The sequence below is a fragment of the Clostridium sp. Cult2 genome, assembly GCF_021655075.1.
Classification (GTDB): domain Bacteria; phylum Bacillota; class Clostridia; order Tissierellales; family Tepidimicrobiaceae; genus Schnuerera.
Genome location: NZ_PPXX01000112.1, coordinates 82961 through 98617, shown reverse-complemented (window position 1 = coordinate 98617; position 15657 = coordinate 82961). Strand labels below are relative to the sequence as shown.

General features: G+C 29.9%; 16 protein-coding genes and 1 other RNA gene. 8 read left to right on the top strand and 9 right to left on the bottom strand.

The features are described 5' to 3' along the window. Positions 1–23: 23 nt before the first annotated feature. A complete protein-coding gene (locus C3E90_RS12680; protein WP_236916040.1) occupies positions 24–215 on the bottom strand; it encodes a hypothetical protein in 192 nt (63 codons plus the stop codon). A gap of 192 nt (positions 216–407) precedes the next feature. Between C3E90_RS12680 and C3E90_RS12675 the strand changes: the two genes are divergently transcribed. The 3 genes from C3E90_RS12675 to C3E90_RS12665 are packed head-to-tail and all read left to right on the top strand — an operon-like array spanning position 408 to position 5036. Next, complete coding sequence (locus tag C3E90_RS12675; RefSeq protein WP_236916039.1) at positions 408–2159, top strand: ABC transporter ATP-binding protein; 1752 nt, start codon at positions 408–410, stop codon at positions 2157–2159. A gap of 13 nt (positions 2160–2172) precedes the next feature. Beyond that, the gene (locus tag C3E90_RS12670; RefSeq protein ID WP_236916038.1) at positions 2173–4191 is read left to right on the top strand and encodes an ABC transporter ATP-binding protein; all 2019 of its coding nucleotides are present in this window, start codon (positions 2173–2175) and stop codon (positions 4189–4191) included. Positions 4192–4235: 44 nt separating this feature from the next. Continuing rightward, positions 4236–5036, top strand: coding sequence for a histidinol-phosphatase HisJ family protein (locus C3E90_RS12665; protein WP_236916037.1), 801 nt, complete (start codon positions 4236–4238; stop codon positions 5034–5036). On the opposite strand, the gene C3E90_RS12660 is transcribed toward C3E90_RS12665, so the two are convergent. The 4 genes from C3E90_RS12660 to C3E90_RS12645 form a co-directional block, all read right to left on the bottom strand. After that, on the bottom strand, positions 5033–5275 hold the full coding sequence (locus tag C3E90_RS12660) for a hypothetical protein (RefSeq protein ID WP_236916036.1): 243 nt from the start codon (positions 5273–5275) through the stop codon (positions 5033–5035). The genes C3E90_RS12665 and C3E90_RS12660 overlap by 4 nt on opposite strands. A gap of 98 nt (positions 5276–5373) precedes the next feature. After that, positions 5374–5550: non-coding RNA, 6S RNA (gene ssrS, locus C3E90_RS12655), on the bottom strand. A 73-nt stretch (positions 5551–5623) separates the two neighbouring features. After that, positions 5624–7375: an ATP-dependent metallopeptidase FtsH/Yme1/Tma family protein gene (locus C3E90_RS12650; protein ID WP_236916035.1), complete on the bottom strand. Its 1752-nt coding sequence runs from the start codon at positions 7373–7375 to the stop codon at positions 5624–5626. A gap of 196 nt (positions 7376–7571) precedes the next feature. Beyond that, complete coding sequence (locus tag C3E90_RS12645) at positions 7572–7856, bottom strand: hypothetical protein (protein ID WP_236916034.1); 285 nt, start codon at positions 7854–7856, stop codon at positions 7572–7574. A gap of 134 nt (positions 7857–7990) precedes the next feature. Here C3E90_RS12645 and C3E90_RS12640 point away from each other — a divergent pair, with 134 nt between their 5' ends. Then, the gene (locus C3E90_RS12640; RefSeq protein ID WP_236916033.1) at positions 7991–8599 is read left to right on the top strand and encodes a hypothetical protein; all 609 of its coding nucleotides are present in this window, start codon (positions 7991–7993) and stop codon (positions 8597–8599) included. Between the two features lie 47 nt (positions 8600–8646). Here the strand turns inward: C3E90_RS12640 and C3E90_RS12635 are convergent, their stop codons facing one another. After that, the gene (locus C3E90_RS12635; protein ID WP_236916032.1) at positions 8647–9549 is read right to left on the bottom strand and encodes an RluA family pseudouridine synthase; all 903 of its coding nucleotides are present in this window, start codon (positions 9547–9549) and stop codon (positions 8647–8649) included. A gap of 104 nt (positions 9550–9653) precedes the next feature. Between C3E90_RS12635 and C3E90_RS12630 the strand changes: the two genes are divergently transcribed. After that, on the top strand, positions 9654–10469 hold the full coding sequence (locus tag C3E90_RS12630) for an NAD(+)/NADH kinase (protein WP_236916031.1): 816 nt from the start codon (positions 9654–9656) through the stop codon (positions 10467–10469). A gap of 53 nt (positions 10470–10522) precedes the next feature. On the opposite strand, the gene C3E90_RS12625 is transcribed toward C3E90_RS12630, so the two are convergent. From C3E90_RS12625 to C3E90_RS12615, 3 genes are read right to left on the bottom strand one after another with little or no spacing between them, the layout of a single operon-like run. Then, the gene (locus C3E90_RS12625) at positions 10523–11926 is read right to left on the bottom strand and encodes a peptidoglycan D,D-transpeptidase FtsI family protein (protein ID WP_236916030.1); all 1404 of its coding nucleotides are present in this window, start codon (positions 11924–11926) and stop codon (positions 10523–10525) included. Further along, a complete protein-coding gene (locus C3E90_RS12620) occupies positions 11919–13157 on the bottom strand; it encodes an FtsW/RodA/SpoVE family cell cycle protein (RefSeq protein ID WP_236916029.1) in 1239 nt (412 codons plus the stop codon). Before C3E90_RS12620 ends, C3E90_RS12625 begins: the two co-directional genes overlap by 8 nt. Positions 13158–13168: 11 nt before the next feature. Beyond that, positions 13169–13600 carry an FHA domain-containing protein gene (locus C3E90_RS12615; protein ID WP_236916028.1) on the bottom strand — a complete coding sequence of 144 codons (432 nt, stop codon included), beginning with the start codon at positions 13598–13600 and terminating at the stop codon, positions 13169–13171. Between the two features lie 153 nt (positions 13601–13753). Here C3E90_RS12615 and C3E90_RS12610 point away from each other — a divergent pair, with 153 nt between their 5' ends. The 3 genes from C3E90_RS12610 (at position 13754) to sdaAB (ending at position 15656) form a co-directional block, all read left to right on the top strand. Beyond that, on the top strand, positions 13754–14146 hold the full coding sequence (locus C3E90_RS12610; protein ID WP_236916027.1) for a PspC domain-containing protein: 393 nt from the start codon (positions 13754–13756) through the stop codon (positions 14144–14146). 122 nt (positions 14147–14268) lie between these two features. Continuing rightward, positions 14269–14913: an undecaprenyl diphosphate synthase family protein gene (locus tag C3E90_RS12605; protein ID WP_236916026.1), complete on the top strand. Its 645-nt coding sequence runs from the start codon at positions 14269–14271 to the stop codon at positions 14911–14913. Between the two features lie 71 nt (positions 14914–14984). Then, on the top strand, positions 14985–15656 hold the full coding sequence (sdaAB, locus tag C3E90_RS12600; RefSeq protein ID WP_236916025.1) for an L-serine ammonia-lyase, iron-sulfur-dependent subunit beta: 672 nt from the start codon (positions 14985–14987) through the stop codon (positions 15654–15656). The last annotated feature ends 1 nt before the right edge of the window (position 15657 follow it).

Sequence of the window (15657 nt, the reverse complement as noted above, 5' to 3'; positions counted from 1 at the left end):
AATTAAGGGGAAGTATTATAATCTTATTTATTATCTAACTTTTTCAACATATCCTGTAACTTTCTTGCTTGATATCCGGATTCTTCAGCAAAATTTCTAAATAAATCTGCAACTTCTACATCTTGAACATTTTTAGCATACATTTCATAATCCCTAACCATTTCTTGAGCATCTAATATTTTTTTCTTTAACACTTCTTTTGTATTTATTTCCATCTTCAATCCTCCTAATTCTACTCTTATTTACTAGTTATTATTTATTTGTTCTTAATAATGGGTAACTAAGGTATAGAATTAGTATGAACAAATATATGTCCATTTTATACTTTAAAAAATTATTATTTCATTTATAATTATAGATATAGTTATTATTTTGAGCATCGAAATATTTTGATTAGGAGGATATTCATGAAAGCATTTAAAACCTTAAAAGATTTTTTTATTCGGAACAAATGGAATTATTTTTGGGGAATAATCTGGCTAATATTAATAGATTCAGTCCAGCTTATAGTTCCACAGATTTTAAGAACAGCTACTAACCTCCTTCAAGATAGGATGCTAACTCTTCAAGGATTGGCAAAATATAGTTTATATATTATATTGACTGGTTTTATTATTGCTATAGGTAGATATTTTTGGAGAATATATATATTAGGTACTTCAAGAAAAATGGAATATTATTTGAGAAAAAAGCTTTTTGGCCATTTATTAACTTTATCGCCTAACTATTATAACACTCATAAAACTGGTGATTTAATGGCCCATGCTACTAACGATATTAATGCAATAAGGCATGCTTTAGGACAAGGTATAATAATGCTCATCGATTCAATGTTTTTGACTTTATTAACTATATTTGTGATGATTAAGACTACTAATATAAAATTGACTATAATTGCCTTGTTTACACTACCCTTTATTACTATTATGGTGAAACAATTTGGAAAAGTAATACATAAAAGATTTCGTATAGTCCAAGAAGCTTTTTCCGACTTAACGGATGCGGCACAAGAAAGTTTTGCAGGAATTCGAGTAATAAAATCCTTCGTTCAAGAAGATTTAGTAGTAGAAAAGTTTACTAAAGTAAATGAAAATAATTTAGAAAAAAATCTACAATTAGTCAAAGTTACTGGAATTTTTCATCCATCAATTCAATTCATATCATCTATAAGTTTTTTTGTAGTTATCGTTTACGGTGGTAGACTTGTAATATTAGATATTATTTCTTTGGGAGATTTTATTGCTTTTAACAATTATTTGAGTCTTTTGATATGGCCTATGATGGCAATGGGTTGGTTGATTAACCTTTTACAAAGAGGAATAGCTTCTATGGAAAGAATTAATGCAATTTTAGAAGTAAAACCAGAAATTGTAGATTCTAAGAATGCAGTGACCTTAAACTCATTAGATGGTAAAATTCAATTCAAAAATGTATATTTTAAATATTCACAAAGTACAGATTATGTACTAAAAGACATTAATTTTACAATAGATAAAGGTAATACTTTAGCTATAGTTGGCAGAACTGGCAGCGGCAAAACTACTTTAATCAATTTACTATTGCGACTTCATGAAGTGGAAAAAGGAAGTATTCTATTGGATGAGATAGATATAAAAGATATTAAAGTAAAATCTATAAGAGATAATATAAGTTATGTACCTCAGGATAATTTTTTATTCACCACTACTATAAGAGAAAATATTGGATTTGCCTTTGATGAACCAATTGACGAAGGGTTAATGATACAGTCTTCCAAGTTGGCCCAAGTATATGACAATATTATGGATTTTCCTAATAACTTTGACACGGTTTTAGGAGAAAGAGGCGTAACTCTATCTGGCGGGCAAAAACAGAGGATATCCATAGCTAGAGCATTGGTAAAGGATGCACCCATATTAATATTAGATGATAGTCTCTCCAGTGTAGACACGGAAACAGAAGAAAAAATATTAAATCAATTAGAAAATACTACCAATGATAAAACTACTATAATAATTAGCCATAGGATTTCAACTGTAAAGGATGCTGATGAAATTATTGTTTTAGATGAAGGTAGGATTATAGAACGGGGAGACCATGATAAACTGTTAGAAATTGATGGACTATATAAATACTTATATGAAAAACAATTGTTAGAGGAAAAAATATCTAAGGACTAACTGGAGGGATATAATGAGTAAAAATTATCATGAAGATGAAATACTTGGAAAAGCTTATGATTCAAATTTGATGAAAAGGCTATTAAAATATGCTAAACCCTATTGGCATTTATTATCCTTGACTATAATACTAATGATGTTAGTCACTGGCCTTGAACTTATTAGGCCTTATCTTATAAAGGTAACCATAGATGATTATATAAACGGCTATAAAAAACTTATGTATGAAATGTCCATATCTGAACCATATAAAGGAACTGTTTATAATGGGAAAAAATATGTTAGATTGGATAGACTATCAGAGACTGAAAAGGAAGCATTAAAGAACAATCCTGTGAAACTTTTGATTAAAGAAAAAGATAATTATTATTTAATAAGTCCTGAAGACAGTAATTCTTCTCAAGGTCTCCAATTATCAAAATCTGATTATCAAAGTTTTAGAAAATATGATATAGATGGTTTAACTAAAATAGGTATTATATTTTTGATTGCCATTACTTTAGCTTTCATATTCAATTATTTACAAGTCTATATTCTTAATTACACTAGTCAAAAGATAATATTCAACATTAGACAGGATATATTCTCCCATATTCAAAATTTATCCATAGCCTATTTTGATAAAAATCCTGTAGGTAGATTGGTGACCAGAGTAACAAACGATACAGAAAATTTAAATGAAATGTATACTGGTGTACTGGTGAACTTGTTTAAAGATATATTTATATTAGGTGGAATAATGATAATTATGATTAAAATGGATTTTAAATTAGCATTAGTATCCTTTGCATTAGTTCCGTTAATACTTATTGCTTCCATAATCTTTAGAAAAAAAATTAGAGAAGTATATAGACTCGGTCGGGTTCAATTGGCTAAAATAAACTCTACCTTAAATGAAAATATTACTGGTATGAAAACCATTCAAATATTTAAAAAAGAGGAGAAAATATTTACTCAATTTGATAAAATAAATAATGACTATTTAAATACTGCAAAAAGAGAGATAGGGCTTTATGCTATATTCAGACCATCAATTGAAGTAATTCGCTCTCTAGGATTGGCCCTTTTAATATATTATGGAGGACATCAGGTACTATCAGGAGTCATTGAATTTGGGGTGCTATATGCTTTTATAGATTATTTACAAAGATTTTTTCAACCCATATTAGATATTACTGAAAAATATAATATTCTCCAATCAGCTATGGCTTCTAGCGAAAGAATATTTATGATTTTAGATGAAAAAACCCAGGTTGACAATATTGATAAACCAATACCTATTACTCATTGCAATGGAAAAATTGAATTCAAAAATGTATGGTTTGCCTATGAAGAAGAAAATTGGGTATTGAAAGATGTAAGCTTTACCATATACCCTGGAGAAACAGTGGCCTTTGTCGGAGCAACCGGTGCAGGTAAATCTTCTATTATTAATTTAATTACTCGCTTTTATGATATACAAAAAGGGGAGATACTAATTGACGGTGTAAGTATAAAGAATTATGATAAATATGAATTGCGAAAGCATATTGGAGTGGTACTGCAAGATGTCTTTCTTTTTACTGGTACCATTAAAGACAATATAAGATTGAATAATAAAAATATCCAAGATGATGAAATAGTGGAAATGGCAAAACATGTTAATGCTCACCATTTTATTAAAAAGTTACCTCATCAATATGAAGAGCCCGTAATGGAAAGAGGGTCTACTTTATCCGCTGGTGAGAGACAATTATTGGCCTTTGCTAGAACTTTGGCCTTTAACCCTAGTATTTTAATCCTAGATGAAGCAACTTCAAATATTGATACTGAAACGGAATTGTTGATACAAGATGCATTATCTAAATTAATAAAGAATAGAACAACTATAGCTGTAGCTCATAGACTATCAACTATTCAAAACTCAGATAAAATAATAGTATTAAGTAAAGGAGTTATTAAGGAAATGGGAAATCATCAAGAATTGTTAGATAAAGAAGGTATCTATTATGATTTATATAGACTACAGTTTAAAGAGGACTATTTTGCATAGCCTAACTAATAATGATTTTAATAAATATAATAGGAGTGTTGAATATGTATGATTGTCATATCCATAGTGATTTCTCTATAGATGGGAAATATTTAATGGAAGAAATGGTACTAGGAGCAATTAATAAAAATATGAAAAGTATTTGCTTTACAGATCATATAGATTTTGATGTAACTGAAAACAGGATTGATATTGACTTTAGACCAAATGATTATTTCAAAAAAATAAAGCAAGTGAAATATAAATATATAAGTGAAATTGAAATATTAGCTGGAGTTGAAATCGGTATTCAGCCCCATCTATGTAATAGATATAATAAATTTATTAACAATAATCCCTTTGACTTTGTCATAATGTCTGTACATACTATTGAAGGAAAAGATATACATTCAGATAATTTCACTTACGATAAAAAGCCTATAGAAGCTTTAAATATATATTATGATTATCTGTATCAAAGTATAAAAAGCTACAATAATTATGATGTAATTGGACATATAGACTATATAGACAGATATTTTGCTGATTTTACACAAATACCCGACTTTAATGAATATTATCCCTATGTAAAAAAGGTTCTAGAATTAATAATTCACCAAGGTAAGGGCATTGAAATCAATACAGCAGGGATGAAATATGGATTAGAATATTATCACCCTAAAATAGAAATATTAAAATTGTATAAAGATTTAGGTGGTGAAATAATTACAGTAGGTTCTGATGCCCATAAGCCAGAATTTATAGGCTACGAATATAAGGAAGTTGAAAAACTTCTTCGTGAATTAGGGTTTAAATATATCTATATCTACAAAGAAAGGAAAAAATACCCCATACATATAGGTTAAAGTTCTTTCCTTTCAATTGAATAATTTTCTCTAATACCACAATTAGGACATTGATAAGTATGAACACATTCTTCTCTTTTCACACCATCAACAAAATGGGTTATTTCATCTAATAAATAGGGGCTGTAATCGTCCATAAGGTTTACTAGTGGCCCTTTATCCACCATGGTGGAATTACATTGGGAACAATTAAAATCTACTTTATACAATCCATTGCATAATGGACATATGGATTTCATTGTAATTCTCCTTTGCCCAAATTAAAATCTCTATTTATTGTTTACTTAATTGGATTATAATATACAAAATTCTCCTAGGTGTACACCTAAGAGAATTTTGTATTCCCACAGTGCCGTCCTTCCAATTAATTCACACCCGCCTCTCACAAGGTGGGTGCCCTGTCAACAGCTTGAAGCTTCCATGCAAAGAAGGCCTGCTCTACACTGCTGAACTCGAACTCCCGTGTCTACTATGTCGGTTGAATTATTTGGACTAACGCACACCGCAGAAATATTTTGTATATATATTATACCCTTTTTATATATAATCTGCAAGTGGATGATATGATTTTTACTGTGGTTCTTTGGCTATATTGCTAATATATGGTTTATTTCTTCTTCATTTAATGATTCTTTATCTATTAGTTTATTTGCAATTAAATCTAAATATTTTTTGTTCTCCTTTAATATTTCCTTTGTATCTATATAAAAATTTTCTAACATCTCTTTTGTTCTTTCCATTAGAGAAATATCTGTGTTTAAATTGCTATTTAAGATAATATCATAGCTTATTAAACCTAATTGCTCATCCATTCCATAAGAACCAATCATTGCCAAAGTCATTTCTGTGGCTTTTTGTAGGTCGGAAGAGGCTCCTGTAGTTATATTAGCTTTACCAAAAATAATTTCCTCTGCTGCCCTTCCTCCCAATGCAATCATAATATTTGAGATAATATCTTTTTTTGTTTGATACATCCTATCTGGGGGTATGTTTAAGCTAAATCCTCCCATACCTTTAGTACTTGGTATAATGCTAACCTTTGTAACTCGGTTTGAATTAGATAATTTCTTGGCTACCAAAGCATGTCCTGCTTCATGATAGGCTGTAATCTCCTTATCTTCTAGAGAAATATTACTTCTATCCTTTTTTTCTTCCCCTACTAATACTGTAAAATATGCTTTGTTAATATGTTCCATAGTAATCTTTTTATCTTTATTTCTAGCTGCTATCATTGCAGATTCATTCATCAAATTTTCAAGTTTAGCTCCACTAAAGTAGACGGTTTCTAAAGCAATTTTTCGTAAATCTACATCTTTAGATATTGGTTTATTTCTGCTATGAAGCTCTAATATAGCCAACCTAGCATTTACATCTGGTAAACCAACTTCTATTTGTCTATCAAACCTGCCTGGCCTTAATAAGGCCTCATCTAGAGTATCAATTCGATTAGTTGCTGCCAATACAAGTATCCCTTCATTGCCTTTAAATCCGGACATTTCTGTTAATAAAGCATTTAATGTCCTATCTCCTTCTTCGCTTCCATTATGAGAATTTACTCCTTTTCTTTTTTTCCCTAAAGAGTCTATTTCATCAATGAATATGACAGATTTACCATTTTCTTTAGCTTTTTTAAATAATTCTCTTATCCTACTAGCACCTAAACCAGCATAAACTTGTATAAAGTCCGACCCTGAAGCTGCATAAAAAGGAACTTTTGCTTCAGAAGCTAAAGCTTTAGCCAATAAAGTTTTTCCCGTTCCAGGAGGTCCATATAGTAATACTCCTCTTGGTAATCTGGCACCATATTTAATATATTTTTCAGGTTCTTGTATAAAATCTACTAATTCCTTTAAAGACTCTTTGGCTTCTTCGTTACCAGCTACATCATCAAAGGTTATATTGCCTGTATGGCAGTCTTCTGTATCTAAATTTGACATAGTTGCCATCTCTTTTTCTGCTTGTTTCGAACTGTTTTTAATTAATAATGCTACTCCTCCTATTCCTATCATCATAAGAAGAAAGCTTACCCCTTGATTTATTATTCCATTTTTATCTCCTTCTGCTACTTTAACATTATTTAGCAGCAAATATTCCTTAAAATTTTCTGTTCGAGGATTATCCGTAGCAAATTTAGTTCCGTTCTTTAACTTACCAGCCAGCTTATCAGAGTCTCTTATCTCAATTTCATCTACTTGACCTTTTTCAACATAATCTAAAAATTTTTTATACTGAATTTCTTCATATCCTTTATCTCTATTTGTATAAAAATATATACTTGAAAACAATCCAATGGATATAATTAAAACTAATAATAGTTTTATTTTTCCATTAATTCTCATAATATTTCCTCCTTGGTTTACATAATACTATAAAAATTATATCACTAGATATAGTCCTTGTCCATTTCATAAATTTGCCAATAAAAATTGAGATTCTTCACTAAGCTCAGATTACTATGGTTGTTACCCTATGGTATTTAACCCTATTCCGAGTAAAATAAAGAATCTCAAATATTAATTATCTATAATCCATTAGTTAGTCTCTACCTAAAATATGCAATATTCTATCTAGTTTTTTTTGCTGCTCTTCATTTAGCATAGGCCTTATACTATTTAATTTTTCAAATATCTGTTCATACTCTTCTAAACTCATTTCAGACTCCATCTGTTCATTAACCCTTATTATTTCCACAAATACATCATCTTCAGACTTATCAGAATAGGCCTTAGTCAATCCTTCTATCAACTCTATTTGCTCTTGTGAAGGTTGAAAATCTTTAATCTCTTTGGCTACCTTTTTGATATCATCATTTTTCCCCATTTTATTACCCCCTTATATATTCTAATCTAATTTATGAACTAGACTAAAAATATATTACAATAAAATTTTGTAACCTTTATTCATATAACAGCATAGAATAGATATATATCTATTTGATTCTAGGAGGATTTGCTATGTCTCATGGAATTGTTATTATTTTAATGTTAATGCTATTTAAAAATAGGGATAATAATGTTCCTAATCTGTTAGATAATACATTTAAACCTATAGACTTAGATGTATCCATTACTATGGAAAAAATACAGCTGATAAAAAAGATTGGTCCTTATTTTCCCGAAGAAATAATACCTTCTATAAATAAAGCATTAATGGTTACAGAAAAGATAATTAAACTTTATCAAACTATAGAATTCATTCAATTTTCAGAAGCTAATTATATACAGAATACCATTCCTGTTGAAAATAATCAGGAAAGGTTAAGTTACATAGCACAAACTATAAAAAAAGAATTTTCAAAAGAAGAGATAAACAAAATGGGTACTTCAATAGAAATGGTTCTAACTATAGACAGATTTAATAAGTTATTTATTATACTAAATTCGATTATGACAAATCCAGACCATATAAAGGACCCTACTAATATAATAAAATTAATGGAACCTTTGATGGATGGTAAAGATGAAAAAGAAATAAAGCAAATCAAAGATATAACTAAAATGCTAGAAATATTACAAACATTAGATTCACCCAAAAAGTCTACAGAAAAAAAAGAAGATAATTAATGTAAAGCTTTAGCACTTTGATTCAAGTGCTAAAGCTTTACATTATATTAAGAATCATTTAAATGATTTATCAAATTAACAATATCCTTAGGTAGTGGAGCTTTAAACTCAATAATCTCTTTACTCCTAGGAAGTTTAGCCTTTAAATAATGGGAGTGTAAAGCTTGCCTTTCTATATATTCACTAGGTTCATAATATAGAGTATCACCTATAATAGGATGGCCAATATGGCTTAGATGAACTCTTATTTGATGGCTTCTACCAGTAAGTATTTGAACATCCAAAAGACTAGTTTCTTTATATCTTTCTAATACCTTGTATTTGGTTAATGCATCTTTTCCTTTTGGAGTAACAGTTTTTTTAATACTCTGTTCTTCTTCCCTTCCTATAGGTAAATCGATAATACCTTGGTCTTTTTCTACAACTCCTGCTACTACAACCATATATTTTTTCTCTACCTCGTTGTTTTCAAATTGTAATGCCATTTGTTGATGGGCAAAAGGAGATTTAGCTACCAGCAAAATGCCAGAAGTATCCATATCCAACCTGTTAATAAATCTTATTTTTTTATTAATCCCTTTAGTTTTAAAATAATAGCTTATACCGTTAGAAATGGTATTTTTTTGGTGACTTTTCGTTTGATGAACCACCGTATAAGGTTGTTTGTTTATTACCAGTAAATCAACATCTTCATATATGATATCTAAAGGAATAGGTTCAGGTAGAATATTTTCTACTTCATCTACCATTCTTATTGATACAATATCTCCTTCCTTTAACAAATTATCCTTCCTTTTAAACACTCCATTAATAAATACGTTTTTTCCCCTATATAATCGCCTAAAAAATCTTCCTGATATTTTGTTATTAAATAAAAATTCTTCTAATGATTCACCACTTTTTTCTACATGAAATACAATTACATTTTCACTATTCTTTAATAAATTCATCTTACCCTCCAAATGATAGAACTTTTATTGTATAATATAGCTACAGTTTATTATATCAATGATATAATAAAATTTAATGACATACAAGTTTGGAGGGAAAATTTTTGAGTCTTGCTAACAATAAAAGGATTATAAATGTTATTTCCAATTATAATCCTGCTTCAAAAAAAACTTATAGTTTATTAATTGAAAAGTTGAATAATAATGGCTTTGTTGTCCCTGAAAAATACGATAATAAGGCAGAATTAAATATTTGTATCGGTGGAGATGGAGCTTTTTTAAGAACTGTGCATAAATATCAATTCCCCAATATTCCTTTTATTGGAATTAATACTGGACATTTAGGTTTTTTTCAAGAAATACTCCCAGAGCATATTGATGAATTCATAAGAAAATATATGGACAATGACTATGTTATTGAAGAAATCTTTTTGGTAAGAGCTAACATATGTACACATACAGATTGTTTTGAATTATATGGTGTAAATGAAATAGTCATAAAGGGGATTAAATCTAAAGTAGTCCATTTAGAAATATTTATCGATGGAAATCATTTAGAAAAGTTTTGTGGAGACGGTATTATTGTATCTACACCTGTTGGAAGTACAGCTTATAGCTTTTCCAGCGGTGGTAGTATAGTATATCCCTCATTGAAGACTTTACAGATTACTCCCCTTTCACCTATTAGTTCTAGAGCTTACCGTTCTTTACCTAATAGTGCTATTGTACCAGGAGATATTCCAATAACTATTGAACCTGAATATCGTTATGAAAATTCAATATTAATCGTTGTTGATGGATTTGAGATTAGGTATGATAATATAACCAAAATAGATTTTATAATTCCAAAGAAAACCATATCAAAATTAAACTTTGATAAAAATATGTACTGGAATAATTTGAAGAGCAAGTTTTTGTAGAAAAAATTCAGGCAGACTTATTATGATAATATGGTCTGCCTTTTTTGTTCATACTATTTAATTGTATTTAAAGCCTCTATCATTATATTTCTTGCCAAGGGTGCTGCAGCTTTACCTCCAGAGCTACCTTCCTCTTCTAAAACTACAGCAACTGCAATCTGAGGATTGTCTGCTGGAGCAAAACCTATAAACCAAGCATGAGTTTTACCTGATGGGTTTTCAGCAGTACCAGTTTTGCCAGCTACCCTAATATTCTTAATACTTGCATTTTTAGATGTTCCTCTTTTTACACCTTCTACCATCATGTTTTTCACTTCATTTGCTGTAAAAATATCCGTTCCTTTAGAGACACTTTGAGGTTGGTGATGCTTTATCACCTTTCCTTCAGGTGATATAATTTCTTTAACTAAAATAGGTTCTACAATATCTCCTTTGTTTGCAATGCCAGAAGCTACCATTGCCATATTTAATGGAGTTATCAAAACCTTTCCCTGCCCAATACTTGCAGCTGCAATATCAGTTTTGCCAATATTATCCTTATAAGGAAAAATAGATTTTGATGTTGGCAAATCAAATGGAATCTTTTTATTTATCATAAACCTATCAGCAACTTCCCCTAATTTTTCCTTTCCAATTATTACACCTTTTTCTGCAAAATAGGTATTGCAGGATTTAACCAATGCATCTTCTAGATTTAATTTACCATGAGCTTTCCCTTCATAATCCTTTAGTACATAGCCATCAATCTTTGTACTGCCACTACATTCATACTCTCTATCTAAATCAGTGGTTTCTATAGCTGCTATGGTTGTAATTACCTTAAATGTTGAACCAGGGGTGTATAATCCAGAGGTTGCTCTATTTAATAGAGGACTACTTTCGTCTTCAACGATGTTATTCCAATTCTCTTTAAGGTTTGAGGGGTTAAAATCTGGTAAACTAACCATGGCATATATTTCACCAGTGCTTGGATTCATAGCCACTATTGATCCTTTCTTTCCCTTTAAAAGACTTCTAGTATATTCTTGAAGATGGTGGTCTATTGTAAGTTTTAATGTATTTCCTTCTGTATTTGGTATTACTATATTTTTCAACTCCTTTAAAGGAGTTGAATCACTAATATTTAGCAAGGCATTATTGTATTCTAATTCTAATCCTACCTTTCCATATTCTCTGTAGCTATAACCAATAATATGGCTATATAAATTACCATAATTATAAATCCTTTTATAGGTTTCTCCATCCTTTTCACTATAGGCTAATATCTTTCCATCTCTATCTATAATAGAACCTCTCAATATCTTCTCTTCATTTATCCATAATCGTTTATTATAGCTATTCATCTTTATGGCTTCAGCCTTAAATATTTGAAAATAGCTTAAATATGCCACTAGGCTAACGAATAATATACAAATTCCTACTAGTACAGTAATTATTCTTTTAAGTTCTTTATCCATTTTTTTCCTCCTCAAAATCCAACTCTTCAGAAGCCACTTGAAGAATCCCTAAAGCTATAAAACTTGATAACATAGAACTACCACCATAACTAACAAATGGTATAGTAATGCCAGTCAAAGGAATCATCTTCAATACCCCTCCAAATATTATAAATGATTGGATTCCAAATAATATGCTAATACCTAGAGCAACTATTCTATAAAATTTATTTTCTTGCTTGATTGAAATTTTAAAACCCCTATAAACCAAGATTAAAAACAGCATTATAATGCCTATCCCAGTGAATATTCCCATTTCTTCACATATGGCTGAAAAAATAAAATCCGTATGAACTTCAGGAATAAAATCTGGGTAACCTAATCCAATTCCAGTTCCAAAAAATCCGCCCTCAGCAATAGCAAACAAGGACTGGGTAATTTGATAACCTTTATTATCTATATATTTCCATGGATTTATCCAAGTTTCAAATCTAATCTTAACATGTGGAAACATGAGATACCCTAATAATCCACTTACCATAAAAATCAAAAGGTTGTATAATACCAACTTCCTGTTTTCCTCATAGATAAATTGGAGAGCTAAAAACACGGTGTAAAATATTAATACCGTACCCAAATCCCTTTGTAAAAATAAGAAGAAAATAAATATATACATTAGCCCCATTAAATAATAAGGGCCATATTTCTTTTCTTTATATTTTTCATAATTAGCATAATAAGAACTAATTAGAAAAATTATCAATATTTTAATTATTTCTGAAGGTTGAAAACCAAATCCACCAATTGTTATCCAATTAATAGAACCCTTTGTAGGAGTACCCAATAACAAAGTTAGAATAAACAAAACAATTGGGGCAATCCCATAAATCCAAATCCACTCTTCCCATCCTTTTATCTTTTTAAAAATAAAATAGGTAATAAAAAATATAATAATTCCCATTCCTATCCAAAGAACTTGTTTTATGCCTAAGAATGGCTCTATCCTATAGATCATAATAACACCAATACTTATAAGCATAGTAACTATTAGAAATATATAGTTATCTCCTGTTGATATACGCAACAATATAAAATTGGATATATAAACAATAAAAATAAGGGCTATAGCATAAATTATTGTAAGTTTATCTAAATTATCCTTATCGTATATAAAAAGAAGTAATAATGCCATTAGTTCGAACAACATTAGTAGATTACGTGGTAATTTATAATTAACCTTTTTATTTAGCATATTTTATATCCCTACTCTCTACCTACATATAGAAATTCTACTTGTCCTACTCTTATTCTATCGCCATTTTTCAATTTAACTACATCCATAATTTTGTCACCATTAAGATAAGTACCATTGGCACTACCTAAATCCTCTAAATAATAATTTCCTTCATCTTTTGTTATTTTTAAATGTTCCTTTGAAATATATGGGTCCTTTATTATAATTTCATTATCCTTTCCCCTACCTAAATAAGCCTCATCATCTAAATGATAATATTCTTTCACCTTAAATGGTAAAGTATCCTTTTTATTTACAAGTTTTAAATAGGTACTATCATCTAATGGTGTTGTATCTATTCCTCTAATATCTAGGTATATAAGCCTTATTATACTCAATATAAATAGATAAATTATTACAATAAATATATATTTAAAAATCAAAGAAAATATATTATACATTTTAGTCCTCCAAATTTATTCTATCCTTCTATTAATGTTATCACAAAGATTATATATTGTGAATTAATTTAAACTATAAGTTATATTTAATTTTATCCAATTATCTGTTAAAATAGTATCTAACATAAATCAATTGTTAAGAGGAGGAAATATATGAATAAAAAATTGAAGCGGTCTAGTACTGATAAAATTCTAGCAGGAGTCTGTGGTGGAATAGGAGAATATTTCAATGTAGACCCGGTAATTGTACGTATCCTTTGGGTATTGATTAGTTTTATGCCTGGAGGACCAGGACTACTAGCCTATGTAGTCTGTGCATTAATAATTCCTGAAGACAATGGAGTAATATATCAGGATACCGATAGTAATCCAAGTACGAAAAACACCCCTATTTTCATCGGTATTGCCTTAATTATCGTAGGAGGATATTTGCTAGCCAGACTTATATTACCTCAACATGTCTTTAGATTCTTCAATATCTTTAGATATTGGCCAATTTTACTAGTTTTAGCAGGTATCTATATAATAGTCAATAATAAACACTAAATAGGAGCACATCTTGTTATTGCCGTTCTTTGCTAGTCTAAATATGGAAAGCCTATAAGGTGTATTTTTTAACTATCAACTGGAAATAATATGAATAAATAAATTAGGAAGGTAGTGGTACTATGAGAATCCCTGAACATATAGGGATTATCCCTGACGGCAATAGAAGATGGGCTTTGAAAAATGGTCTTTCTAAAGAGAAGGGCTACAAAGAAGGCCTAAAACCAGGTTTAGAACTATTTAAATTATGCGAAAAAGTGGGAGTAAAAGAATTAACCTATTATGGATTTACTGTAGACAATACTAAACGCCCAAAAATTCAACGATTGGCCTTTACCCGTGCTTGTGTGGAGGCGGTTAATATCTTGGCAAGAGAAAATGCCTCTTTACTAGTGGTAGGCAATACGGATTCAGAAATGTTTCCTAAATCTTTAATCCCCTTTACCATAAAAAGACAAATATTTGGTAATGGAGGTATAAAGGTAAATTTCCTAGTTAATTATGGATGGCAATGGGATTTAAAGGATTATTTCATCTCAGATGATAAAAACCCCAATTTAACCCAGTTAATAAAATCTAGGGATATTTCTAGAGTAGATCTAATCATCCGTTGGGGTGGGAGAAGAAGATTGAGTGGTTTCCCTCCATTGCAAGCGGTATATGCGGATTTTTATGTAATAGATGATTATTGGCCTGATTTTAAACCAGAACATTTTTACGCAGCCCTAGATTGGTATGATAATCAGGATATAACCTTAGGAGGTTAAGCCTCCTTTTTTTGTTGCCTAAATTATAATAAAATGCTAAAATTAATACACTAAAGGTAAGGAGGATGGAAATGAAAAATTATGGAGTATTTGACATTTTAGGGCCTGTGATGATTGGACCTTCTAGCTCCCATACAGCAGGAGCTACAAGGCTAGGTAAAATTGGAAGTGAGATTGCAGATAAACTGTTTAACAAGGTAACATTCTATCTTCATGGTTCCTTCGCCAAAACCTATAAAGGTCACGGTACTGATAGAGCCTTAGTAGCAGGCATCCTTGGAATGGATCCTTCTGATGAAAGAATAAAAGATTCTTTAAATATTGCAAAAGATAAAGGAATAGATATCGAGTTTATAGAAGCGGATTTAGGATATGAGCATCCAAATACTGTTAAAATTGTGTTTCATTATAGGGATAAAGATGATTATTATATAACAGGCTCTTCCATCGGTGGAGGCAATATCCTGATTACCAATATAAATGGAAACAAAGTGGAATTTACCGGTGATTATCCAACTATATTAATAAAATATAAGGATCAAAAGGGTTCTATAAGTAGGATAAGCTCAATCCTCTCAAATGAAGATATCAATATTGCCACTATGAAAGTATCACGGGAAGGTAAAATTGCAACTATGGTTATGGAAATAGATAGCCCAATAAAAGGTAAGATAATAGATAGCATATCATCTCTGGATGAAATTATATATATTACGGGTATCAACCCCATAGGGAGGTCTTAGT